The sequence below is a fragment of the Inquilinus limosus genome (assembly GCF_002195995.1).
Lineage (GTDB): Bacteria > Pseudomonadota > Alphaproteobacteria > DSM-16000 > Inquilinaceae > Inquilinus > Inquilinus limosus_C.
Window position 1 is genome coordinate 1 of sequence record NZ_NHON01000081.1, and the last position, 22,152, is coordinate 22,152.

Consider the following 22,152-nt stretch of genomic DNA (forward strand, 5'->3'; position numbering starts at 1 on the left):
GTCTCGGCCGCGGCCCGGCTCGGCGTCTCGGCCGCGGCCCGGCTCGGCGCCGCCGGCGGCCGGTTCACCGGCACGATCGCCGTCGAGCGCCAGGTCACACGCCGTGCTGAGCTCGCCAGCAGGTTCCGGACGCTGGGCGGCGGGGGAGGGGCGTCGCCGGGACGCGGCGGGCCGGCCACGCCGCCGCCCCCTCCGCCGCCTCCGTCCGGCCCGACCGGTGAGGCACCCGGCTGGGCGCAGCGGCTGAAGCACAGCGAGGGTGCTCGGCACGGCGTCTCCGCCGCGATCCACACCGTCCGCTCCAGCGACCATGGCGGCGGCTCGGCCTCCGTCTCCCTCGCCGAGGAGGATCGCCGATGAACCCGTTCCGCCGCTCCTCGGTCCGCTACGGCCGCACCCCCGAGCCCGAGACGCCCTACCAGAAGGCGGCGCAGCTCTGGGACGAGCGCATCGGCTCGGCCCGGGTCCAGGCCCGCAACTGGCGGCTCATGGCCTTCGGCTGCCTGATGCTCGCGGGCGGCCTCGGCGCCGGGCTCCTCTGGCAGGCGGCGCGCGGCACCGTCGTGCCTTGGGTGGTCGAGGTCGACCGCCTCGGCCAGACTCAGGCGGTGGCGCCGGCCACGGCCGGCTACCGGCCCACCGATCCGCAGATCGCCTGGCACCTCGCCCGTTTCGTCGAGGATGTGCGCGGGCTTCCGGCCGATCCGGTGGTGGTGCGGCAGGCGTGGCTGTGCGCCTACGACTTCGTCACCGACCGCGGGGCCGCGGCGCTCAATGACTACGCCCGGGCGAATGATCCCTTCGGCAAAGTCGGCCGTCAGCAGGTCGCGGTCGAGGTGTCGAGCGTGATCCGCGCCTCTGACGACAGCTTCCGCGTCGCCTGGGTCGAGCGCCGCTATGAGAACGGCAGCCTGGCTGCGACCGAGCGCTGGACCGCCATCCTCACCATCGTGGTCGCGCCGCCGCGCGACGCCGATCGGCTGCGCCGCAACCCGCTCGGCATCTACGTCAACGCCATCAACTGGTCGAAGGAGCTGGGCTGATGCGCCGCCTTCTCATCCTCGCCCTGCTGTCGGTCGCGGCCTGCGCGAGCAAGCCGCCTTCGATCCGCTACGACGAGCCGGTCGAGGCGGTGCGGCTGCCCGAATCGCCGAAGCCGGTCCAGGTCGTCGAGCTACCGAAGCCTCTGCCGCTGCCGGGACAGTTGAAGCCGCTGCCCGGTGCGCGACGGGCGGCGCCGGAGCCGGCGGATCCGAAGGCGCGGGTGAGCCGGGCCAACGCCGCCGCGCGGATGCAGCCGAGCCGCGACGGCTACATCAACGCGGTGCAGGTCTATCCCTATTCCGCCGGAGCGCTGTACCAAATCTACACCGCGCCGGGACAGGTCACGGACATCGCGCTCGAGCCGGGCGAGCAACTGGTCGGCTCGGGGCCGGTCGCGGCCGGGGACACGGTGCGCTGGATCGTCGGCGACACCGAGAGCGGGGCGGGGGACACCCGCCGGATCCATATCCTCGTGAAGCCGACCCGGCCGGATCTCGTCACCAACCTCGTGATCAACACCGACCGGCGGACCTATCTGCTCGAGCTGCGCTCGACGCCGTCGACCTATATGGCGGCGGTGTCCTGGCAATATCCCGAAGACGAACTGATCGCGCTCCGCCGCCGCAACGCCGCGGCCGACGCGGCGGCGCCGGTCGCGACCGGCGTCGACCTCACCCGCCTGCGCTTCCGCTACCGGATCGAGGGCGACGATCCGCCCTGGCGTCCCACGCAGGTCTTCGACGACGGCGCCAAGGTCTATATCAAGTTCCCGCGCGGCATCGGCCAGGGCGAGATGCCGCCGCTGTTCATCGTCGGCGCCGAGGGCGACAGCCAGCTCGTCAACTACCGGGTCCGCCAGAACTACTATATCGTCGACCGGCTCTTCGCGGCGGCCGAGCTGCGGCTCGGCGCCCAGGACCAGCAGGTGGTCCGGATCGTCCGGACCGATGCGCGATGACGAGCGAGGCCGAGCTCAAGGCGGCGCTGCGCCTGCATCCGGAGCGGCCGCGGGTCACCCGGCTGTCCCGCAGGGTGCTGGTCGGGGCGGCGGGTCTGGCCGGCATCGCCATTCTCGGCGCGCTGGTCTGGGCGCTCGACAGCCGGCGCCGGGCCGAGCCGCAGCAGGAGCTCTACAGCACCGACAGCAAGACCACCGCCGATGGCTTGGCCGCGCTGCCGGAGGACTATGCCGGCGTGCCGCAGCTCGGGCCGCCCCTGCCCGGCGATCTTGGCCGGCCGATCCTACGGGCTCAGGAGCAGGGCAAGGCGGTGACAACGCCGGTTATGCCCGGACCCGATCCGCTACAGCAGCGGATGGTCCAGGAACAAGAGGCGGCCCGCACCAGCAAGCTGTTCGTTGGCACCGGCCAGCGGGAAGGGGGCGTCGAGGCGGCGGCGAGGGCAGAGGGATCGCCGACCTCGGATGCATCCGCCGCTGCTTCCGCATTCGATGGCGCCCAGAATCGGGAGGAGGCGTTCCTCGACGCTCCGGCTGACCGACAAACGCTGAGCCCGGATCGGCTGCAGGATCCGCCCTCGCCATATGTGCTGCAGGCCGGCACCATGATCGCGGCGGCGCTCGTGACCGGCCTCCGTTCCGACCGGCCGGGCCAGGTCGTCGCCCGGGTGACGGAGAACGTGTTCGACAGCATTACCGGGCGATATTTGCTGGTGCCGCAGGGGGCATTGCTCATCGGCACCTATGGCAGTCGGGTCGCCTTCGGCCAGGACAGCGTGCTTCAGGTCTGGACTCGGCTCGTCCTGCCGAACGGCAAGTCGATCGTGCTCGAGCGGTTGCCCAGCATGGACACCGAAGGCCATGCCGGGCTCGAGGACGAGGTCGACCATCACTGGGGCCGGCTCTTCGCCGCTGCGGCGCTGTCCTCGGTTCTCGGCGTCGGCACCGAGCTCGGCGCCGGCGACGACGAGAGCGAGATCCTGCAGGTGCTCCGGCGCGCCGGCAGCGACACCCTGAACGACGTCGGGCAGGAGATCGTGCGGCGAAACCTCGACATCCCGCCGACCATCACCATCCGCCAGGGCTTCCCGATCCGGGTGATGGTCAGCCGCGATCTCGTGCTCGATCCCTATCGAGAGTGAGGAGAAGATGGCAAAGCTCAAGCTCGGCGCGATCCCGGACGACCGCCCTGTCAAGCTCACTATCGAGTTGCCGGCTGGGTTGCATCGAGATCTCGTCGCCTACGCCGAGCTGCTCGGACGCGAGACCGGACAGGAGGTCGAACCTGTCCGCCTGATCGCGCCGATGCTGACGAGGTTCATGGCCGCGGACCGAGGATTCTCGGCGGCGAGGAAATCCTCGAACCGAAGTCCGGCTAGAGTAGAAGGGCGCCTCAGAGGGATTACGCCGGACGGGCTTGGCGAAGGACGCTAAGGAAGCGTCGCAGTGCGGGGTTATCGTTGACGGCGAGCCAGGCCGCCGAGATCGACAGAAGGGCTTCGTCACCCGCGATGGGCCGGAATACGACGCCGGGATAGGCAGCGGCCGTCTGCGATTCCGGGACGAACGTGATACCGAAGCCGGCGCCGACCAAGCCCAAGATGTTCTCACGGGCTGCGACATGCCGGGTCACATTCGGAAGACGTCCGTCCACCCCGATCCGGCTCAGCAGGAAGTTGTAGACAGCCGAGCCGCTCTCAAAACTCCGGATCAGCAACTGTTCGTGGCGAAGGTCCTGCCACGCAAACGCGTTGGTGGCCGCCAAATCGTGATCCTGCGGAACGGCGGCGAAGATTCGCTCTTTCCACAGAGGCAGGCGCTCCAGCTTGGGTGCTTCATAGCCTCCAGCAAGGAGGCCGGCGTCGATGCGTCGGGCTCGCAACCACTCGAGTTGATCAACCGGGCTTCCCTCCATCATCTCTAACACGATATCCGGGTTACTCCTGCGGAAGTCCCTGAGCGCTGTCTGAAGCCGTCCCGAAACCAGAGATGGGAAAAAGCCAATGGTCAATCGGCCCGCCTCAGCTCTGCCCTCGCGGTTAGCTCTCTCGATTATCCGGTCAAGGCACGACAGAATGCGGCGCGCATCACGAATGAAGGTCCGGCCGGCATTCGTCAGGAGGAGACCTCCCGAATGGCGCTCGAAAAAGGAAACGCCGATCGTGTCCTCTAAGCGTCGGACGCGCCTGCTGATAGCTGATTGCCGAATTCCCAAGGCATTGGCGGCACGGCGGAAGCTCAAATGCTCCGCTACCACAGTTGCATATCTGATGGATCGCAGGTCCGGGTCGGTCAACTATCTCGGCCTTCTTGAATTGTTCATCACGTTCACCGACCGTCCGGCCCGCATAGGGCGCAAACTTGTCGCCTTTTTTTGATGGTCGTTGCGCCGAAGCGAGGGTTAGGCACGTCACCGCCGAGCAGGAGCCCGCGGCCCGACCGTCGATCATCAGACACTTCTCTCGACCCAGGCTCTCAGTATTTCGGGCTTTTCGTGCCGTGCCCGTGCGATCATCCGCAGCTTGACCGCCGATCGTCCGAATAAAGTCACATCACGTCTATCTTATAGGTGCAAATAATTGCAGAATTATTTGCCTATTTTGTGAATTAAATACCTGATTGTTCTTCTACACTAGATCGAATTTTCCTCAAGTTAGCTCCCGAGAGGGCTAGATTGCCGGCAACCACCGCGCCCTCTACGATCGGCGCATCACAGACGACTACCTTCCGTCGTCGCTCTTGGGGCATTCTCTCAATGGCAAGCTCCACGTTCATTTCGGTTCCGCCTAGGTCGACAAAAATAGCAACCCCGGATTTACTCCAAACCTTCTCGATCGCGGCTCCTATAGCTTCCGCATCACTTCCGAGTCCGCCAGCCGGATCGCCGCCACACCACTCAAGACCAATGTCGTCGCCGGTCATCTGGCGAACGAGGTCGGCTGTGCCCTTTGCCACGGCTGGCGAATGAGACACGATTACAATCGAGACCCGAGCCCGACCGTGCCCATTACTCTCTGGCATCCTGTCCTCCACCCGACAATCTGGCGACCGCTTCGCCAGTTGCGTTCAAACACTGTGTTGTTGCCTTAGGACCACTCTCCGGCCAGGATCTCGAGTGGATTTAATTCAAGCTTCGAGCTTCTTCTCGCCAATAGACAAGCACCCAGTTTGGAACGTAGCGTGCCGCGGAGGGAACGCCCATTGCGCGACTTGAACCTCATCAGGCTATTCGCGAGGGTAGCGGAGCACCACAGCATCACGAGCGCAGCGCGCGTGCTCGGCATGCCCAAGTCTTCGGTCAGCCGGGGCCTTGCGGAACTGGAGCGCGGGCTCGGCGTCCAACTGGTGCACCGGTCCAGCCGACACGTCTCGCTGACTGAGATCGGGACGGTGCTGTACGACCGCGTGCGCCGAATCCTGGATGAGCTGGACGAAGTCACCTCCACCATGGAGAAGCTGCGCGGCACGCCCAGCGGGGTGCTGCGTATCAACACCTCGATCGGCCTCGGCCACGCGGTGTTGAGTCTCCTGCTGCCAACCCTGCTCGAAGCGTATGCCGATCTCGACATCTCGGTAGAACTGGCGCAGCAGCGGATCAGCTTACTGTCCGACGAGAGCGATGTTGTTATCCGGACGGGGACGCTCGAAGATTCGAGCCTAATCGCTCGCAAGCTCGGCACGCTTGAGGTGGCGCTCTACGGCAGCCCGGCCTATCTCGATCGAAATGGCAAGCCGGCGTGCATCGAGGACCTGGCCGGGCACACCATTGTGGACCGTCCGACGACCACTCCCGGCAGTTGGATCGTCCACGGGCCGAACCAGGACGTCTCCGTGGCCGCCAAGCCGCGCCTGACCGTCAACGATCCGGCGTTGGCACGCCTCGTCGTCCTCAGAGGAGGCGGCCTAGGTTGGCTGCCGTCCTTCATGTGTCGTGACGATATCGCCGCCGGCGACTTAATCGAGTTGCTGCCAGGCTATCGAAGGGACCCGATCGAAGTTCATGCACTGATCCAGCCACATCGCATCCAGTCTCCAAAGGTGCGGGTATTCCTAGACCTCGCCGTCCGAACCTTCGAATCCCCCAACTTCAGAGCCTGATCCGGACAGTCGCGGCCGGCCACGGCGGCGGGCGCCCGCTCCGTCGGTTGAGTCCGGCGGTCCGTTCGGGTACATGCTGATGCAAGGCGGCGCTGGCGCGGCTTCTGTCGCACCCGGGCAAGTTCGTTGGATCGTACAACCGTCCGATGGGCTGCCGCGGCGGCTCGCGGATGCCGGCAGGGGACACGACCAGGCGTGGCCGGCGAGCGGCGCAGGACGATCGCAACCATCTAGTCGTCTGGTGTAGTAGAACGAGCAGCCAATGGCGAGACTGAGGTCGAGATCCGCGGGCGGGACGTCCCCAACCACCTCGGAAGTTCCGGCGACCGATACCGTTCGGGCAGGCGAGAGGCGCGCCGCAGCCGCTGGACCAGATGCGGCTTTCGCTGCGGTCGAACCCGACCTACTCCCGGCCGTCCATAGTGGACTCGGGCGGGAAGAGCTCATCGCACTTTACAAGGGGCTTCTACGGACCGTCATCGGCCGCAATCCCTCGGGGTTGCGTCTTCGGCTGGCAAGGGCCCTCGGCACGCATAAGAGCTTTCTGTCTCAAATCACCAATCCGGACGATCCGACGCCGATCCCTGTCCGCCACCTGCCCCAGCTCTTCGACCTGTGCCACTTCACGCGCGACGAGCAGAATTTCTTTATGTCCGCGTACAAGGCGGCTCATCCGAGACACGCCGGCGCGATGGCAGCACGGACGGCCACGCGGGCTGGGCGGACGAAGACTCTGAAGATCGAGATCCCGGTCGTCGATGATCCAGCCCGCCAGCGCGCGATCGAGGCCTTTGTCCAGGAATTCGCGAAAAAGCTCACGGGCCTGCTCTGAACCTTGGATTTGCGATCATCTCCGCGATTGGGTGAATGCGTCCAGCGCCACCGCGGAGATTACGACGGCCCCTTTCACGATCAACTGCAAGTTGGCGTCGAGTGCGAGAGAATCGAACAGATTGGTGAGCGTGGCCAGCACCAGGAGGCCGATGGCCGTGCGCCAGACCGACCCGGCGCCTCCGAACAGCGACGTGCCGCCGATGATCACCATCGAGATGGCGTCGAGCGCCACCGTTCCCCCGATATTCGCCTGACCCATCCCGACCCGAGACGCAATCAGCATGCCGCCGACGACGGCCAGAGTGCTGACCAGCACATAGGTCGAGAGCCGCAGCAATCCGACCCGTAGACCTGCAAGGCGCGCGGCCTCCGGATTGCCGCCGAGCACGAAGAGGCTGCGCCCGTAGACTGTGCGCGACAGCACTGTCCATCCGGCAGCGAAGACGGCCAGGAGCAGCAGGACGGAGATCGGGATGCCGAACCAGCGGCCGGCCCCGAGGAGGCGGAAGGCCGGCTTGTCGACGATCATCGGACCGGAACGGGAATAGAGCAGGGCGGCTCCCATGAAGATCGAGCTGGACCCCAGCGTGGCGACGAATGGGTTGACCCGGAGCTTCGTGATCACCAGCCCGTTCAGGAGGCCTGCCAGGACGCCGACCAGCAGTGTGAGGGTTGCGGCCAGCGGCAAGGGCAGCGACATGGCCTGCGCGGCGTAGAAGGTCGCACCGGCGGCGTAGAGCGCCCCGACGGACAAGTCGAAGCCGCCGCCGACCATGACGAAGGTCATGCCCACGGCGATGATCCCGACTGCTGCATTCTGGCTGAGGATGTTGAGGATGTTCTGGATATCGAGGAAGCCGGGATACAGAACCCGGGAGATCACGATCAGCGCGGCCAGAATCCAGACCATGGCGTAGCGGGTGGCCAGGTCCACAATCCTTCCGACCGTTCTCTCCGGCGCTGCCGGTGCCGGCTGAGGCCCTGAACCCTTGGAGAGCAGGTTCTCGGACGAAGACAGCTCAGCCATGTGGGGGCTCCACCGCGAAGGCCTTGTCGAGGATTTGGGAGACGTGCGACCCGGCGGGCAGCCATCCCGCGGGTTTGCCGGCCGACAGCACAAGGATCCGATCCGCGTTGGCGGCGATCTCCTCCAGCTCGGACGACACGAGGATGATGGCGAGGCCTTCATCGGCCAGCCGTCGAAACATCAGCAGGATCTCCTCCTTGGCCCCGACATCGACACCTCGGGTTGGTTCGTCGGCCAGCAGGACCCGCGGCTTCCGGTGGCTCCAGCGGGCCAAGAGCAGCTTCTGCTGATTGCCCCCCGAGAGGTGCCGCGCCTCGACAGACAGCCGGTGGGCGTCGAAGCCGTAGGCTGAGGCCAGGGCGGCCGCGCGCGCCGTCATCATCCGTTCGGAGAGCAGCCCTCCCGTGGCCACGGCGGCGAAGTCCGACAGCAGGATGTTGTCACGGGCGGTCATGGACAGCGCCAATCCCTGCCCCTTGCGGTCCTCGGGAACGAGCGCGATGCCGAGGTCCAGCGCTTGGCGCGGCGTCCGCGGCAGTGGTCGTGCCGGGTCGCCGGATATCCGGATGCGGCCACGGGCCCTTGGTTCGAGACCGGCCAATGCGCGCAGCAGGGTGCTGCGTCCCGACCCGACCAGCCCGCCGATCCCGACGATCTCCCCTTCGCGGAGGGCGATGTCGATATCCGAGATCAGCCCTTCGACTTCGATCCCCGTCGCCTCGAGAACCGGTGCGCGGGGCCGCGGCTGCGCCCGGCCGGCCGTGGCGCTTCCGATCTCCGGCGGCCCGTGACCGAGCATCGCCCCGACCATGCCCCGCTTGGTCCAGCCGGAGCGGGCTCGGCTCTCGACCAGGCGGCCATCGCGGAACACGGAGATCTGGTCCGCGATCGCGAGCACCTCGTCGAGATTGTGGCTGACGAGCACGATCGTCACGCCCCCGCCCCTGAGTTCCGCGAGCCGGTCGAACAGGATCCTGCGCTCGGGCGGCGCCAGGGCCGCCGTCGGCTCGTCGAGCAGGATCATCCGGGCCTTGGCCTCCAGGCCGCGCATGATCTCCAGCATCTGCTGGTCTGCGATCGACAGGCGGCCAGCCCTCTCGTCGGGGGGGATCGCGACCCGCAGTCGCCGTCCAAGGTCCAGGAAGCGTTGTCGCATCTCGCCCTGGCGCAGCAGCCCCCGCCGGGACGGAAACTGACCGAGGAACACATTGTCGGCGGCCGACAGATCCGGGACGATTGTCAACTCCTGATAGATCGCGACGATGCCCGCGGCTCGGGAGGCGCGCGGATCACCAGGAGCCAACCGTCGTCCCTGGACTTCGATATGACCCTGGCTCGGCGTCAGGCGGCCGGACAAGAGGCCCATCGTGGTGGATTTGCCGGCGCCGTTCGCCCCGATGAAGGCGTGAGCGGTGCCTGGGGCGATGTCGAGCGTGACGTCCGACAGGGCACGGAAATGCCCAAAGGACTTTCCCACCCCCTGCAGGCTCGCGGCCGGGGTGTCAGAACGCATCAGATCCATGACTAGTCGGATTCCGGCACGAAGGCGTCGATGTTCGACCGGTCGAGGATGAGGGCCGCCGAGGGCGGCGCGCCGTCGTTCGGGATGTAGTGTGGGCCCGGCTTCCCGCTGCTCGCCTCGGCCAGCGACCGCACGGAGGCGTGGATCACACTGCGAGCATATCGCGGCATTGTGAATTCCACCCACCCGTCGAGGATCGCCTGCTTGGACCAAGCGGTGCCGCCCATGTCGTAGACCTTGACCTCGCCCGGCTTCCTACCCGCGAGTTGCAAGGCCGTAACGGCGCCGCGGGAGATGTTGGAGTAGGTCGTCAGGATCGTGTCGATATCGGGATGCGCCTGGATCAGGTTCTGAGCCTTGGCGAGCGCGTCCGGGACCGAGACGTCGGTCCGCTGGACGCCGACGATCTCCCAATCGGGATTCGTCGCCTTGGCGTCCGCCAGCGCCTTGTCGAAATTGATCGTATCGGCCACGAGCAGAGCACCCGTGAGCACGCCGACCTTGTGCTTGCCCGGGCTGCGTCTGGCGACCTCGACCATCCAGTCATGGACCGTCGTCACGGAAAATGCCCCACCCACGAAAGTTGCCGTGCCGGGCGCCCACTGCTGTTCGTCCGGCAAGGTCGCCCGGTCGCAGAGCTGGACCACCGCGATCGCCACGAGGATGCCTGCCTTGGGTGCGTCCTCGGTCAGGGCATGGCACAACAGGTGACCGTCGAGAGGCTGGACGATGAAGGCGTTGAATCGCCCGCTCTGAATGGCGTTCTGGATCTGGTTGAGTTGAGTTCCCGCATCCCAGTTCGCATCGTAGAACTGGTACGTGCCCTCGATCCCCTTCGCCGCTTCATCCAGCGCCTCCAGATTCGCCTGGAGGAAGCTGTTGCCGGAGGGGGCGAAGTAGGCGATGTTGAGCGGCTTGCCGGGATCCACGGCCACCGCAAGCCCATTCCCCACATCGACGTCGACCGGCCCTGCGGCGGAGCTGAGGCCGGACATCGCGCATGCCGCGCAGATCAATCCGACGACCCAAAGTGGCGAGCCTGTATGACTCTTCATCTCTTTTCCTCCCTCATTCGCTGCGGGTTTCCCGAGCCCGTCTTGCCGTTCATGCCTAGATACGTCGGCCTTCATTGAAGGTCTAGTAAAATCGATATACTAAACTAAACATACGTGTCGGTTTGCCAGATTCATCGATTTCCGTCCCTGGATGTCGAATGGCGAAAGCCGGCGCCGGCATCGACGCTAGTCCGCGGGAGGCTCTGCGTATCCGGTCGCGTCGCAAACGACGGAGATGGATGCGGCGGTGAGCCAGATGGCCACGGCCTCGGCTCCGGGGTCCGGGCAGCCCAGCGCCCGAGAACCGAGATAGCTGGACCGCCCGAGCTTCGGCATCATCTGTGCGGTGCGCTCCGCCCCTCGGCGAGCGGCGGCGGCCGCCGCCTCGAGTTGAGGTCCGACCCGGTCGTGCGCACGGATTTCGCGCAAGGCGGGGGCCAGGGCGTCGAGCATGGTCCGGTCGCCCTCCTGCGCACCGCCGAGCCGGGACACCGACGAGACGCCGGCTGCGAACCCCTCCGCCAGGAGGGTGGGCGCCGCCGCGTCCAGATCCCTGAGCGCGTTCGCCGCGCTGAGCGCGAAGGCGGCGTAGAGTGGGCCCGATGTGCCTCCGACGCTGCTGCGGATCACTCGCGAAAGCTCGCTCAGCAGGCGTTCGACTGGTAGATCCGGCGCCCGCTCCAGCGTCTGCATGATTGCGGTGGCGCCTTGCGCAAGCGACCGTCCGATGTCGCCGTCCCCGACTCGCCGGTCCATCTCGGTCAATTCCGCCTCTGTCCGAAGCAGGGCTTCGCAGCCTGCCCGCACGGCGGACAGGAAAGCCGCTGGGGCAGGCGGCGCGCAGCAGTTCGCAGCGTCCCGGGCGGGTGTGTCCTCGGCCCTGAGACACACCGGCGCGGAAGCGAGGTCAGGGGAGCCGCTGGCGGGGGCGGGCCAGGACGGCGCCTCGGTCGGGGCGTCGAGCGCCTGGCGCAAGGAATAGTCGAGACGGAGCAGGCTCAGCGACACGCCGGCCATATCGATCGCGGTCAGGAAGGTTCCGCAATAGGCGCGCGAGACGACAACTCCGCGCCGGCGGAGACCATCGAGCGCATCGCCCGCCACGATGCCCAGTTCCATGACCGGGGTGGTGCCGAGATTGTTGACCATCAGCGCAACCTCGTCGCCCGCCGCTATGCCTCGATCCGCGATCAGGCGGTCAAGCAGCACGTCCACCAGCGCGGCTGACGTGCCGATGGCGCGGCGCTCAACGCCGGGCTCGCCGTGGATTCCGAGCCCCAGCTCGATCTCGTCCTCGCCAAGTTCGAAATTCGGCCTGCCGGCGGCGGGGACGGTGCACGGCGACAAGGCGATCCCCATCGAGGCGAGGGCCCCGGCCGCCGCCTGCGACCGGGCCTTGACCTCCGCGAGGCCGAGCCCGGCCTCCGCGGCCGCGCCGGCGATCTTGTGGATCAGCACGGTTCCGGCGATGCCGCGGCGCCCGGCCGTCCCCTCCGCGGTGCCGAGTGCGGCGTCGTCGTCGACGATCACGGTCTCGACCGAGATCCCTTCCGCCCGAGCCATCTCGGCGGCCACGCCAAAGTTGATCCGGTCCCCGGTATAGTTCTTCACGATCATCAAGATGCCGGCGGGGGTGCCCACTGCTCTGAGGGCCGCATGGACCGCATCGATAGCCGGCGAGGCGAAGACGTCGCCGGAGACGGCGGCGGTGAGCATGCCACGGCCGACATAACCGGCGTGGGCTGGCTCATGGCCGGCGCCACCGCCGCTGACGATCGCGACCTTGCCGCTCGACCGAAACGCGTCGAGATCGGCCCGGACGACCGTGGAATGACCCTCGATCATCGCCAGCCCGGGGTGCAGCCGCGCAAAGCCCTTGAGCGAGTCTGGCACGACGTGCAGCACGTCGTTGATCAACTTCTTCACAGGGAATGTCCTTTCCTCGGTCGTCCAGACTGGGTGCCTGCGGTCACCCGCGCCCAATGAACGGCATGGTCGTTGCGATGATGGTCATGTGCTGGACGTTCGCCTCCAGCGGCAGGCTCGCCATGTGCAGGATGGACCGAGCGACGTCGGCAGCGCCCATGACCGGCTCGGGTGCGACGCACCCGTCGGCCTGCAGCATTCCCGTGCTCATGCCCGCGGTCATCTCCGTCGCGGCATTGCCGATATCGATCTGCCCGCAGGCGATGTTCCAGGCCCGCCCCTCCAAGGCGATGGCCTTGGTCAGCCCCGTGATGGCGTGCTTGGACGCGGTGTAGGCGGCCGCCCGCGGGCGAGGTGCCTGGGCCGAGACCGAGCCGTTGTTGATGATCCGCCCGCCGGGCGGGCACTGAGCCTTCATCTGCCGGAACGCGGCCCGGGCACAAAGGAATACCCCTGTCAGGTTGGTGTCGACCACGCGCCGCCAGTCACCGACGGCGACGTCTTCGAACGCGTCGCCGCTCGCGAAGACGCCTGCGTTGTTGAACAGAAGATCGAGCCGGCCGAAGCGGACGACCACACGGTTGAACGCCGTCTCGACGGCGGCCTCGTCCGTCACATCCGCGGGGCAGATCAGCGCATCGTCGAACCGGGCGGCGGCAGCGAGCGTTTCCTCCAGCGCCTCGGCCCTCCTGCCGACCAGAGAGACGCGCCAGCCGGCCTCCAGAAGTGTGATCGCGGTCAACTGGCCGATGCCCGAACCGGCGCCTGTGACGACCGCCACGCTGCCGGCGCGGCCCGATGAAATCTCCCTCGTCATAGCGGCCGCCCCCCGATCGCCGAGAAGTGCGGCGACCACGTCTGGCAGGACTGGCCGCCATCGACCACAAGGGCATGCCCGGTCACATACTGGGCGGCGTCCGAGGCGAGGTAGAGCGCGGCGCCCGCCACGTCCCAGGCCGTGCCCATCCGCCCCGTCGGGGCCTGGCTGTTGCGGATCTGCATCAAGCGCTGCTGGTCGTCCGCTCCGTAGAGGTTCTTCAGCGGCTCGACCACATGCGGCGTGTCCATCAGCCCCGGCAGGATGCAGTTGCAGCGCACCCCGGCGCGGGCGTATTCCAGCGCGACCGAGCGTGTCAGCGCCTCGACCCCGGCCTTCGAGACGGCATAGGCGAGCATCGGCACGCCGGTCCATCGACGGCCGGCGACGGCGCCGACATTGATCACGGCGCAGCCGACGCCGTCCGCCTCGAACTGCGTCTTCATCCGCGGAACGACGGCGCGGCACGACTGGAACATGCCTGTGATGTTCGTGGCCAGGATCCTGTTCCAATCCTGGGGCGATGTGTCCTCCAACCCGCCCACTTTGGCCACGCCGACATTGTTGTGCAGGATGTCGATGCGCCCGAATCTGGCCACGCAGGCTTCCGCCATTTGGTCCATGGATTCCGCATCGGCGACATCCGCGGCCTGGACCTCGCAGATCCCTCCTTCAGCGCGGATGAGGTCGCGCGTTTCGCGCGCAGCATCCTCGTTCCGGTCGACGGCGAGGACCCTCGCGCCCTCGCGTGCGAACAGCACCGCGACGGCCTTGCCGTTCCCCCAGCCCGGGCCAACGGACCCAGCGCCGACCACAACGGCGACCTTTCCAGACAGCCTGCTCATCTCTTGTCCTCCAACATCGCGTCAGCCTGCGACGGGCACTGACCAGCCTGCGCTCGCCGTCAGACCGCCATCGGCCGCCAGCACCTGGCCGGTGACAAACCCCGACTGCTGGCCATCGAGCAGGAATGCGATCACGGAGGCCAACTCTCCGGGACTGCCGTAGCGACCCTGCGGCACCGTCCGCTGCAGCGCGGTGCGGGTCTCGGTGGTGTGGACCCTGAGGACGAGCGGCGTCTCGACCGGTCCGGGGGCGATGGCATTGACGCGGATGCCCTTCGGCGCCAGCTCGACCGCGAGCGCCCTGGTCAAGGCCACGACGCCGCCTTTTGACGCCGCATAGGCGGCACGCCCTGGGCTGCCGCGCAGACCGGAAACTGAAGCGATGTTGACGATGGCCCCCGTCCCGCGGGGAAGCATCTGCCGCGCGGCCTCTCGCGAAACCAGGAAGGTACCGGTCAGATTGACGTCGAGCGTCACCCGGAACAGGTCGAGGCCGGTGTCCAGAAGGGACAGGTTGTGCGCCACGCCCGCCGAATTGACGGCGCCCTCCAGCGGGCCGAAATTCCGGGCCACGCTGGCGACGGCGGCAGCGACCGCCTGCTCGTCGGTCACGTCCACGGGCAGGAAGACCGCGCGGCCGGCCCCCGACAGATCGGCTTCGGCCCGCTCGAGTTCGGCCGGTTCGTGTCCGAGCACCGCCACGCGCCAGCCCAGCCGCAGCAGGGTCTTCGCCGTCGCGAAGCCGATGCCGGAGGCGCCGCCGGTGACGATCGCGGTCCTATCGACAGCGCCGCTCATTCCGACACCCTCGCCGGTCCATTGACATGGCGGATCGGATTCCGGCCGTCCCAATTCGCCGACGCTGCGGCGATCTCACGGAAGAACTCGCCCTTGGCCCCGCTGATCTCGGACAGCTCGATCATCGTGCCGGGGTGGTCCTCGGCCGAGAAATAGACCAGGCGCTCGTTGGCCGCCCCGTCCCGGCCCGAGCGGCCGGACTGCTCGATCTGCAGCCCGCGGCGTTCGCACAGGGCCAGGTGCTCGTCGAACGTTTCCGTCCAGTAGGCGAGATGCTGAACGCCGTGGTGCCCCTGTTCGAGGAACGTCCGGAAGGCGGAGGGGGCATCGTTGTTCTGCTGGATCAGCTCGATCTGCATCGGGCCGTTCATGAACAGCGCGATGCTCAGCTCCGGGTCGCTTGGGACCCCTCGGTAGATGAAATTCCGGATGTGCATCGAGCGGATATGGAAGACCGGCCCGCATCCCATCACGCGGAGCCAGTAGTCCACGGCCCGGTCGATGTCCTTGACCACATAGCCGATCTGTCTGGCCGGTCCCAGGAAATGGCTCATATCCGCCTCCATTCACCCGCCCGGATCGGCGGGGACGACGTTTCGCGCACGATTTGACCGATATCGAGGCCGCACCAGCCTTGAGGGGCGCGCGTCAGGCCGATGGCGCCCTGCCAAGGTCCAGGGCCACGTCGACGATCATGTCCTCCTGCCCGCCGACCATGCGGCGGCGGCCCAATTCCACCAGCAGGGTCCGGACGTCGACGCCATAGGTCCGGCCGGCGGCCTCGGCGTGCCGGAGGAAGCTCGAATAGACCCCGGCATAGCCCAGGGACAGCGTCTCCCGATCCACCCGGACGGGCCGGTCCTGCAGTGGCCGCACGATGTCCTCCGCCGCGTCCATCAGGACATGGAGGTCGCAGCCGTGCTCGATTCCCATGCGTTCAGCCACGGCAACGAAGACCTCGAGCGGTGCGTTGCCGGCGCCTGCGCCCATCCCCGCGAGCGACCCGTCCACACGAACGGCGCCTTCCTCGATCGCCACGATGGAGTTGGCGACCCCGAGGGAAAGGTTGTGATGGGCGTGGATCCCGACCTGGGTCTCCGGGTGCAGGGTCTGGCGTAGGGCGCGGACCCGCTCCCGGGTACCGTCCATTGTCAGTGCTCCGCTGGAGTCGGTGACGTAGATGCAATGGGCGCCGTAGGCCTCCATCAGCTTCGCCTGGTCGGCGAGGATGGATGGTGGCTGGGAATGGGCCATCATCAGGAAGCCGCCGACGTCCAGCCCGATTTCGCGCGCCGCTTCGATGTGCTGACGGCTGACGTCCGCCTCCGTGCAATGCGTCGCAATGCGAACGCTGCGGATCCCGCTGGCCGCCGCCTCCCTCAGGTCGTGGACAGTGCCGATTCCCGGCACCAGAAGCGTCGTCAGCCTCGCGTGGCGAATCTCCGACGCCACGGCCTCGATCCATTCGCGGTCGGAATGACGTCCAAAGCCGTAGTTGAAGCTCGATCCCGAGAGACCGTCGCCATGGGCAACCTCGATCGCGTCGACCCGCGCGCGGTCCAGCGCCTTCGCAATCGCCACCACCTGGTCCAGATCGTACTGGTGGCGGATCGCATGCATCCCGTCGCGGAGCGTAACGTCCTGGATGTACAGTTGCTTCATCGGATCGCCCCCCGGGCGCGCAGTTCCGCAAGGCGTTCGGCGGTCTTCATCGCCGCCGCTGTCATGATGTCGAGGTTCCCGGCATAGGCCGGCAGGTAGTGGGCGGCTCCCTCGACCTCGAGGAAGACGCTGACCTTGGTGCCGCTCTCGAACTCCGATCCTCCCGGCAACCGGACCGGCCGGTCGTGGGGGATCGTGTCGAACTGAATGGCCTGCTTCAGCCGGTAGCCGGGCACATATTGCTGGACCGTGCTGATCATCTCCTCGATCGAGGCGCGGATGGCGCCCTTGTCGTCGCTCGCGACCAAGCCGTAGACAGTGTCGCGCATGATCAGCGGCGGCTCGGCGGGATTGAGAATGATGATCGCCTTGCCGCGCCGCGCGCCGCCGACGCTTTCGATTGCGCGCGACGTCGTCTCGGTGAACTCGTCGATGTTGGCCCGCGTCCCTGGCCCGGCCGACTTCGAAGAGACCGAGGCGACGATCTCCGCATAGGCGACAGGCGCCACCCGGTTCATGGCCGCGACGATCGGGATGGTCGCTTGGCCGCCGCAGGTCACCATGTTCACGTTCGGACTGGCGAGGTGCTGGTCCAGATTGACCGGCGGAATGACATACGGGCCGACCGCCGCCGGCGTCAGGTCCACCGCGCGCTTGCCGTCCGCGGCGAGCCGTGCTGCGTGCGCCCGGTGCGCGCCGGCCGATGTGGCATCGAACACGATCTCGATGTCGGCGTAGACCGGAAGGTCCCGCAGGCCTTCCAGCCCTGCAGAGGTGACGGCGACTCCCAGACGGCGGGCGCGCGCCAGGCCGTCCGACGCAGGATCGATGCCCGCCAGGGCGCCCATCTCGAGCGTATCGCTGGTCCTGATGATCTTGATCATCAGATCGGTGCCGATGTTGCCCGACCCGATGATCGCCACTTTGGTCCTTCGCATCTGACGAAATCCTTGCCGTGCCGGCGCTAATGCGCGTTGTCCGCGACGGCCGCGCCACGGCGGCCGACCAGGAAGTCGAAATCCGCGCCGGTGTCGGCCTGCATGATGTGGTGGAGGTACAGCCGTTCGTAGCCGGTCCCCACCGGTCTGGCGGGCGGCGCCGGGTTGGCGCGACGGCGCGACAGCACCTCCTCGGCCACGTCGAGGCGTAGAAGGCGCCGCTCCACATCCACTTCGACGATGTCGCCGGTCTCGACCAGCGCCAGGGGGCCGCCGGCGGCCGCCTCCGGCACGACATGCAGGATCACGGTGCCGTAGGCAGTGCCGCTCATTCGGGCATCGGAGATGCGCACCATGTCCCGGACGCCACGCTGCAGCAGCTTGCGCGGAAGGGGCATGTTGCCGACCTCCGGCATGCCGGGATGGCCGCGCAGGCCCACGCCGCGCATCACGAGAACGCAGGTCTCGTCGACGTCGAGGTCCGGGTCGTCGATGCGCGTTCGGAAGTCCTGCAGCCCGTCGAAGACGACGGCGCGGCCTCGGTGGCGCAGGAGGTGCGGCGAAGCGGCGGACGGCTTGATGATGGCGCCGCCGGGCGCAAGGTTGCCGCGCAGCACGGCGATGCCGGCTTTCTCCCGCAACGGGTCGTCCGGGGAACGGATGACCTCCGCGTTCCAGCAGGGAGCGTCGGCCGAGAGTTCGCCCAGGGTCAGGCCGGCGACGGTGCGCGCGTTGCGGTGCAATCGGTCGCCGAGAGCCCTGAGCACAGCGGGGAGGCCGCCCGCATAGAAGAAGTCCTCCATCAGGAAACGGCCGGAGGGCATCAGATCGACCAGCAACGGCACGTCCCGCCCGAGCTGGTCGAAATCGTCGAGGGAGAGCGGTATCTCGCAGCGCCCGGCGATCGCCAGCAGATGGATCACCGCGTTGGTGGAGCCGCCGATCGCTGCGTTCACCACGATTGCATTCTCGAAGGATCGGCGGTCGAGCACCCTCGAGAGCCGCAGGTCCTCGCGCACCATGTCGACGATCCGTCGACCCGAATCCTGCGCCAGCACGAGCCGCCTCGAATCGACGGCCGGAATGGCGGCGTTTTGGGGCAGAGTGAGCCCGAGGGCTTCGACCAGGCTCGCCATGGTCGACGCGGTGCCCATGGTCATGCAATGGCCGGCCGACCGCGACATGCAGGATTCGGCCTCCATGAACTGCTGCCGGCTCATCCGCCCGGCGCGCACGTCCTCGCTCATGGAGAACAGGTTCGTGCCGGAGCCGATGTCCGCCCCGCGGTGCTTGCCGTTCAGCATCGGCCCGCCGGAGACCACGATGGTCGGCAGGTCGCAACTCGCCGCCCCCATCAGCAGCGCCGGTGTGGTCTTGTCGCAGCCGCACAGCAGCACCACCCCGTCGATCGGGTTGGCGCGGATCGTTTCCTCGACCTCCATGCTCACGAGGTTCCGGAACAGCATCGCGGTCGGCCGCAGCAGCATCTCGCCGAGCGACATGACGGGAAACTCGACCGGGAAGCCGCCGGCCTCGAGTACCCCGCGCCTCACATGCTCGGCGATCTGCCGGAAATGCCCATTGCAGGGTGTGAGGTCCGACCAAGTGTTGCATATCCCGATGACGGGACGGCCGTCGAACATGCGGTGTGGGATCCCCTGGTTCTTCATCCAGGACCGATGCATGAAGCCGTTGCGGTCCTCGGGGCCGAACCATGCGGCCGACCGGAACGCCATCTTCGTATCATTCTCGCTCGACACCGTCGGGCACCCCGATCTGTTGCGGAAGGAAGGTCACTGGGCCGCGGACAGGCTGGCGGCGGCGTGCGCCGGCCGGAGCCCGAGGATCTCGCGCGCCTCCTTGGCGCTCGCTGGCTCCATGCCGAGTTCGCGTACGATCCGCACCGCGCGCTCGACGAACTGCACATTGGTCCCGAGCTGGCCGGGCGATAGATAGAGATGGTCCTCGAGCCCGACGCGGATATGGCCGCCGAGGATCAGTGCGTGCGTCGTGGCCAGCAGTTGGTCGGGCCCGATCGTGCTGACGTTGAAGACGGAGCCGGGCGGCAGCAGCTCCACCATCATCTGCAGCAGCTTCGGGCTGTAGGGCAGCGCGCCCTGGAACGACCGGTCGAGTCCGAGGACGAGGTTGAACAGGTACGGCGGGTCGTCGAAGCCCTCGCCGATCAGGCGCGTACAGTCCTGGAGGATGTGCGTCGGGCTGAACGCCTCCCACTCCGGCTTGATGCCCCTGGCGCGCATCAGGGCGGCCAGTTCCTGGCAGCGCGACGGCGGCGTCTTCATCACGACCTCGCGACCGTCGGGCGCCGTGGCGATGAAGGTCATGGCGTCCATGGTGCAGATGTCGGCGCCGCCTTCGAGGCCCTTCAGCCGTTCGGACCAGACGACATCGACGACCGGGTCGTCGCCCCGCACCATGTCGCCATTGACGCCGCCGCCGGTGGAGTTGTTGATCACGACGTCGCAGCGGGACCGGACCAGATCGTTGATGCGCCGGTAGATGGCTCCGTCGCACGTCGCCTGGTCGTCCGGACGGCGGGCATGGAGGGCCGCGACGCTCGCTCCGGCGTCGACGCAGCGGCGGACGTCCTCGGCGATCTCCTCGGGCTGCGTCGGGATGTGCGGCGTATGCGCCTTGGTGGCGAAGCCGCCCGTGGGGGCGATCGTGATCATGACCTTGCGGCTGGACATGGAATGAAGCCCGGACTTCAGGTTGGGGCCGGTGTGACGGCCAGGGAGCGCGCTCACTGGATCTCAAGCCAGCGCGGGAGCCAGAGCGCGAGGTCGGGGAAGGCGATCACGGCGACCAGGACCAGGAGCATCGTCGCGATCAGCAGCCAGACCCAACGGAAGGTCGACTGGACCGGGACCTGCGCGATCCTCGCGGTGACCATAAGGTTGACGGCGAGCGGCGGGGTGAACTGCCCGATCGCGATCTTCAGTGTCAGGATTACGCCGAACCACACCGGATCCCACCGGAAGTGCTGCGCGATGGGCGTCAGCACCGGCAGCAGGATCAGGAAGGTCGACATGCCCTCGAGGAACATCCCGGCCGCGACCATCAGCAGGATGACCATGGCGAGGATGCCGTACTCCCCGATCGGAAGGCCGGCGACCCACTGCACCAGCGGAGCGACGATCCCGATGGTCGACATCGCCCACCCGAACAGGCCGGCGAAGGCGATGACGGTGAAGATGACGGCGGTGAGCTCCGCCGACTCGACCAGCATCTCGTAGCAGTCTCTCAGGGAGATGCTGCGGTAGACCACTAGGCCGACGAACAGGGAGTAGGCCACGGCGATCACGCCCGCTTCGGTCGGCGTGAACCAGCCGAACCGCAGGCCGACCAGGATGATCACCTTGGCGATCAGGCCCCAGGACGCGTCCACGAGGCTGGGCCAGAAGGCCGGCCGTGGCTCGCCGCCCTCGCCGCCGAAACCGTGCTTCCGGGCCACGAGGTAGACGGGGCCGATCAAGGCGATTCCTGCGAGCGTGCCAGGGATGATGCCGGCCGCGAACATGGCCGGCACCGACGCCGCGGGCACGAGCACGCTGTAGACGATCAGCGAGATCGACGGCGGCACCAAGATGTCGGTTGCCGCCGCGGCGCCGACCACGGTCGCGATGAAGCCGCGCGGATAGCCCGCCCGGACCATGCTGGGCGTCATGATGCCCGCCACGGTCGCGGCGATGGCGACGGCCGAGCCGGAGATGCCGCCCATCAGCATGGCTAGGACGACGGCGATAGCGGCGAGGGAGCCAGGCCCACGCCCGACGATGGCCGAGGCCAGGTTGAGCAGGCGCACTGCGACGCCGGAACGCTCGAGGATCGACCCCGTCAGGATGAACATCGGTGCCGCGAGCAAGGGGTACTTGGCCACGGCTGAATGGATCGTGAGAGGAATCACGTCCATCCCGAGGTTGGCGTAGGCGATCGCGGCGATCGCCCCGACAGCCAGTGCCAGGAAGATGGGGGCGCCCGCGACCAGCAGCGTGACGAAGGGTGCGAAGAGGAGGGTGGCGGCCATGCCGGCGGCTCACTCGGCGTTGCAGCGGCGGACACGGAGGGCGCGGCCGACGGCGCGCACCGCGATCAGCAGCGAGATGAGCGGCACCCACATCGAGTAGATCCAGGCCGGCTGCCCCAGGCCCGGGGACACCTCCTCGTACCGATACTCGTTATAGCTCGCGCGCGTGCCGTAGACGGCGAGCAGGAGGAATACGACGGCGACCGAGAGCATGACCGCGGCTTCGAGGCGGGTCCGCCAACGCTCCGGCAGCCGGTCGGCGAAGAACGACATCCTGATGTGGCGGTTCCCCCTCACCGCCGCCGCCGCCCCGAGGAGCGACATGATCGTGAGCAGCACCACCGTGTACTCCTCGGTGAAGGCGAAGGACGCGTCGGTGAAGTAGCGTGCTAGGACGTTGGCGAAGGTGATGGCCGCCATGGCGGCCATGCAGGCGGCGAGGCAGGCATCCTCCAGTCGCGCCGACAGGGACGGCCGCGTTTTCGCCACCGCACCGGCCGGCTGCGCCGGTATCTGCGTCGCGGGCGCGGTCCCCCGGCCCGGATGTGCTCTGGCGACAACATCGTTCGTGACCATCATC

Annotated in this window: 22 protein-coding genes and 1 pseudogene; 7 read left to right on the forward strand and 16 right to left on the reverse strand. The window is 67.5% G+C overall.

Annotated elements, in window-relative coordinates:
- From BWR60_RS37300 to BWR60_RS28225, 5 genes and pseudogenes are all read left to right on the forward strand, one after another.
- A pseudogene (locus tag BWR60_RS37300) lies at positions 1–360 on the forward strand (hypothetical protein); the annotation flags it as partial.
- Entirely contained in the window at positions 357–1,043 is a 687-nt protein-coding gene (gene trbF / locus BWR60_RS28210) for a conjugal transfer protein TrbF (RefSeq protein WP_088155284.1), read from the forward strand. The pseudogene BWR60_RS37300 and the gene trbF, both read left to right, overlap by 4 nt.
- A complete protein-coding gene (gene trbG, locus BWR60_RS28215; protein ID WP_088155286.1) occupies positions 1,043–2,002 on the forward strand; it encodes a P-type conjugative transfer protein TrbG in 960 nt (319 codons plus the stop codon). Before trbF ends, trbG begins: the two co-directional genes overlap by 1 nt.
- 74 nt (positions 2,003–2,076) lie before the next feature.
- On the forward strand, positions 2,077–3,144 hold the full coding sequence (locus BWR60_RS28220; RefSeq protein ID WP_343216427.1) for a TrbI/VirB10 family protein: 1,068 nt from the start codon (positions 2,077–2,079) through the stop codon (positions 3,142–3,144).
- A 7-nt stretch (positions 3,145–3,151) separates the two neighbouring features.
- Positions 3,152–3,436 carry a DUF2274 domain-containing protein gene (locus BWR60_RS28225; RefSeq protein WP_088155290.1) on the forward strand — a complete coding sequence of 95 codons (285 nt, stop codon included), beginning with the start codon at positions 3,152–3,154 and terminating at the stop codon, positions 3,434–3,436.
- On the opposite strand, the gene BWR60_RS28230 is transcribed toward BWR60_RS28225, so the two are convergent.
- Both BWR60_RS28230 and dhaM read right to left on the reverse strand, forming a co-directional pair.
- Entirely contained in the window at positions 3,405–4,298 is an 894-nt protein-coding gene (locus tag BWR60_RS28230) for a LysR family transcriptional regulator (RefSeq protein WP_088155292.1), read from the reverse strand. The two genes, BWR60_RS28225 and BWR60_RS28230, sit on opposite strands and share 32 nt — an antisense overlap.
- Positions 4,299–4,609: 311 nt before the next feature.
- Positions 4,610–5,023 (reverse strand): dihydroxyacetone kinase phosphoryl donor subunit DhaM, encoded by a 414-nt coding sequence (gene dhaM, locus BWR60_RS28235; RefSeq protein ID WP_088155294.1) that lies wholly within the window; start codon positions 5,021–5,023, stop codon positions 4,610–4,612.
- A 180-nt stretch (positions 5,024–5,203) separates the two neighbouring features.
- On the opposite strand from dhaM, the gene BWR60_RS28240 reads away from it, so the two are divergent.
- Together BWR60_RS28240 and BWR60_RS28245 are read left to right on the forward strand one after the other, a co-directional pair.
- Positions 5,204–6,100 (forward strand): LysR family transcriptional regulator, encoded by an 897-nt coding sequence (locus BWR60_RS28240; RefSeq protein WP_144445789.1) that lies wholly within the window; start codon positions 5,204–5,206, stop codon positions 6,098–6,100.
- A 499-nt stretch (positions 6,101–6,599) separates the two neighbouring features.
- Positions 6,600–6,932: a hypothetical protein gene (locus tag BWR60_RS28245; protein ID WP_088155298.1), complete on the forward strand. Its 333-nt coding sequence runs from the start codon at positions 6,600–6,602 to the stop codon at positions 6,930–6,932.
- Positions 6,933–6,947: 15 nt separating this feature from the next.
- Here BWR60_RS28245 and BWR60_RS28250 read toward each other — a convergent pair whose 3' ends face one another.
- From BWR60_RS28250 to BWR60_RS28315, 14 genes are all read right to left on the reverse strand, one after another.
- Entirely contained in the window at positions 6,948–7,961 is a 1,014-nt protein-coding gene (locus tag BWR60_RS28250) for an ABC transporter permease (protein ID WP_088155300.1), read from the reverse strand.
- Positions 7,954–9,483 (reverse strand): sugar ABC transporter ATP-binding protein, encoded by a 1,530-nt coding sequence (locus BWR60_RS28255; protein WP_088155302.1) that lies wholly within the window; start codon positions 9,481–9,483, stop codon positions 7,954–7,956. Before BWR60_RS28255 ends, BWR60_RS28250 begins: the two co-directional genes overlap by 8 nt.
- Before the next feature lie 2 nt (positions 9,484–9,485).
- Positions 9,486–10,538: a sugar ABC transporter substrate-binding protein gene (locus BWR60_RS28260; RefSeq protein WP_179221983.1), complete on the reverse strand. Its 1,053-nt coding sequence runs from the start codon at positions 10,536–10,538 to the stop codon at positions 9,486–9,488.
- A gap of 186 nt (positions 10,539–10,724) precedes the next feature.
- Positions 10,725–12,464, reverse strand: a complete 1,740-nt coding sequence (gene dhaL, locus BWR60_RS28265) for a dihydroxyacetone kinase subunit DhaL (protein ID WP_088155305.1) — start codon at positions 12,462–12,464, stop codon at positions 10,725–10,727.
- A 43-nt stretch (positions 12,465–12,507) separates the two neighbouring features.
- Positions 12,508–13,281, reverse strand: a complete 774-nt coding sequence (locus BWR60_RS28270; protein WP_088155307.1) for an SDR family oxidoreductase — start codon at positions 13,279–13,281, stop codon at positions 12,508–12,510.
- A complete protein-coding gene (locus BWR60_RS28275; protein WP_088155309.1) occupies positions 13,278–14,126 on the reverse strand; it encodes an SDR family NAD(P)-dependent oxidoreductase in 849 nt (282 codons plus the stop codon). The genes BWR60_RS28270 and BWR60_RS28275 overlap by 4 nt, the downstream gene beginning before the upstream one ends.
- 21 nt (positions 14,127–14,147) lie before the next feature.
- Positions 14,148–14,924, reverse strand: coding sequence for an SDR family NAD(P)-dependent oxidoreductase (locus BWR60_RS28280; RefSeq protein WP_088155311.1), 777 nt, complete (start codon positions 14,922–14,924; stop codon positions 14,148–14,150).
- Entirely contained in the window at positions 14,921–15,478 is a 558-nt protein-coding gene (locus BWR60_RS28285) for a VOC family protein (protein WP_088155312.1), read from the reverse strand. Before BWR60_RS28285 ends, BWR60_RS28280 begins: the two co-directional genes overlap by 4 nt.
- 94 nt (positions 15,479–15,572) lie before the next feature.
- The gene (gene dmpG / locus BWR60_RS28290) at positions 15,573–16,586 is read right to left on the reverse strand and encodes a 4-hydroxy-2-oxovalerate aldolase (protein WP_088155314.1); all 1,014 of its coding nucleotides are present in this window, start codon (positions 16,584–16,586) and stop codon (positions 15,573–15,575) included.
- A complete protein-coding gene (locus BWR60_RS28295; RefSeq protein WP_088155316.1) occupies positions 16,583–17,524 on the reverse strand; it encodes an acetaldehyde dehydrogenase (acetylating) in 942 nt (313 codons plus the stop codon). Before BWR60_RS28295 ends, dmpG begins: the two co-directional genes overlap by 4 nt.
- Positions 17,525–17,550: 26 nt before the next feature.
- Positions 17,551–19,284: an IlvD/Edd family dehydratase gene (locus BWR60_RS28300; protein ID WP_275542406.1), complete on the reverse strand. Its 1,734-nt coding sequence runs from the start codon at positions 19,282–19,284 to the stop codon at positions 17,551–17,553.
- 33 nt (positions 19,285–19,317) lie between these two features.
- Positions 19,318–20,235 carry a 3-keto-5-aminohexanoate cleavage protein gene (locus tag BWR60_RS28305; protein WP_088155320.1) on the reverse strand — a complete coding sequence of 306 codons (918 nt, stop codon included), beginning with the start codon at positions 20,233–20,235 and terminating at the stop codon, positions 19,318–19,320.
- Positions 20,236–20,288: 53 nt separating this feature from the next.
- Entirely contained in the window at positions 20,289–21,572 is a 1,284-nt protein-coding gene (locus BWR60_RS28310; RefSeq protein WP_088155322.1) for a TRAP transporter large permease, read from the reverse strand.
- A gap of 9 nt (positions 21,573–21,581) precedes the next feature.
- A complete protein-coding gene (locus BWR60_RS28315) occupies positions 21,582–22,151 on the reverse strand; it encodes a TRAP transporter small permease (protein ID WP_230983210.1) in 570 nt (189 codons plus the stop codon).
- Position 22,152: the final 1 nt, after the last annotated feature.

Coding starts and splice junctions, on each gene's coding strand:
- trbF (WP_088155284.1), top strand. CDS start 357: ATGAACCCGTTCCGCCGCTCCTCGGTCCGCTACGGCCGCACCCCCGAG.
- BWR60_RS28275 (WP_088155309.1), bottom strand. CDS start 14,126: ATGAGCAGGCTGTCTGGAAAGGTCGCCGTTGTGGTCGGCGCTGGGTCC.
- BWR60_RS28285 (WP_088155312.1), bottom strand. CDS start 15,478: ATGAGCCATTTCCTGGGACCGGCCAGACAGATCGGCTATGTGGTCAAG.
- BWR60_RS28250 (WP_088155300.1), bottom strand. CDS start 7,961: ATGGCTGAGCTGTCTTCGTCCGAGAACCTGCTCTCCAAGGGTTCAGGG.
- BWR60_RS28270 (WP_088155307.1), bottom strand. CDS start 13,281: ATGACGAGGGAGATTTCATCGGGCCGCGCCGGCAGCGTGGCGGTCGTC.
- BWR60_RS28310 (WP_088155322.1), bottom strand. CDS start 21,572: ATGGCCGCCACCCTCCTCTTCGCACCCTTCGTCACGCTGCTGGTCGCG.
- BWR60_RS28280 (WP_088155311.1), bottom strand. CDS start 14,924: ATGAGCGGCGCTGTCGATAGGACCGCGATCGTCACCGGCGGCGCCTCC.
- BWR60_RS28295 (WP_088155316.1), bottom strand. CDS start 17,524: ATGCGAAGGACCAAAGTGGCGATCATCGGGTCGGGCAACATCGGCACC.
- BWR60_RS28315 (WP_230983210.1), bottom strand. CDS start 22,151: ATGATGGTCACGAACGATGTTGTCGCCAGAGCACATCCGGGCCGGGGG.
- BWR60_RS28260 (WP_179221983.1), bottom strand. CDS start 10,538: ATGAAGAGTCATACAGGCTCGCCACTTTGGGTCGTCGGATTGATCTGC.
- dmpG (WP_088155314.1), bottom strand. CDS start 16,586: ATGAAGCAACTGTACATCCAGGACGTTACGCTCCGCGACGGGATGCAT.
- dhaM (WP_088155294.1), bottom strand. CDS start 5,023: ATGCCAGAGAGTAATGGGCACGGTCGGGCTCGGGTCTCGATTGTAATC.
- BWR60_RS28225 (WP_088155290.1), top strand. CDS start 3,152: ATGGCAAAGCTCAAGCTCGGCGCGATCCCGGACGACCGCCCTGTCAAG.
- BWR60_RS28255 (WP_088155302.1), bottom strand. CDS start 9,483: ATGGATCTGATGCGTTCTGACACCCCGGCCGCGAGCCTGCAGGGGGTG.
- BWR60_RS28305 (WP_088155320.1), bottom strand. CDS start 20,235: ATGTCCAGCCGCAAGGTCATGATCACGATCGCCCCCACGGGCGGCTTC.
- trbG (WP_088155286.1), top strand. CDS start 1,043: ATGCGCCGCCTTCTCATCCTCGCCCTGCTGTCGGTCGCGGCCTGCGCG.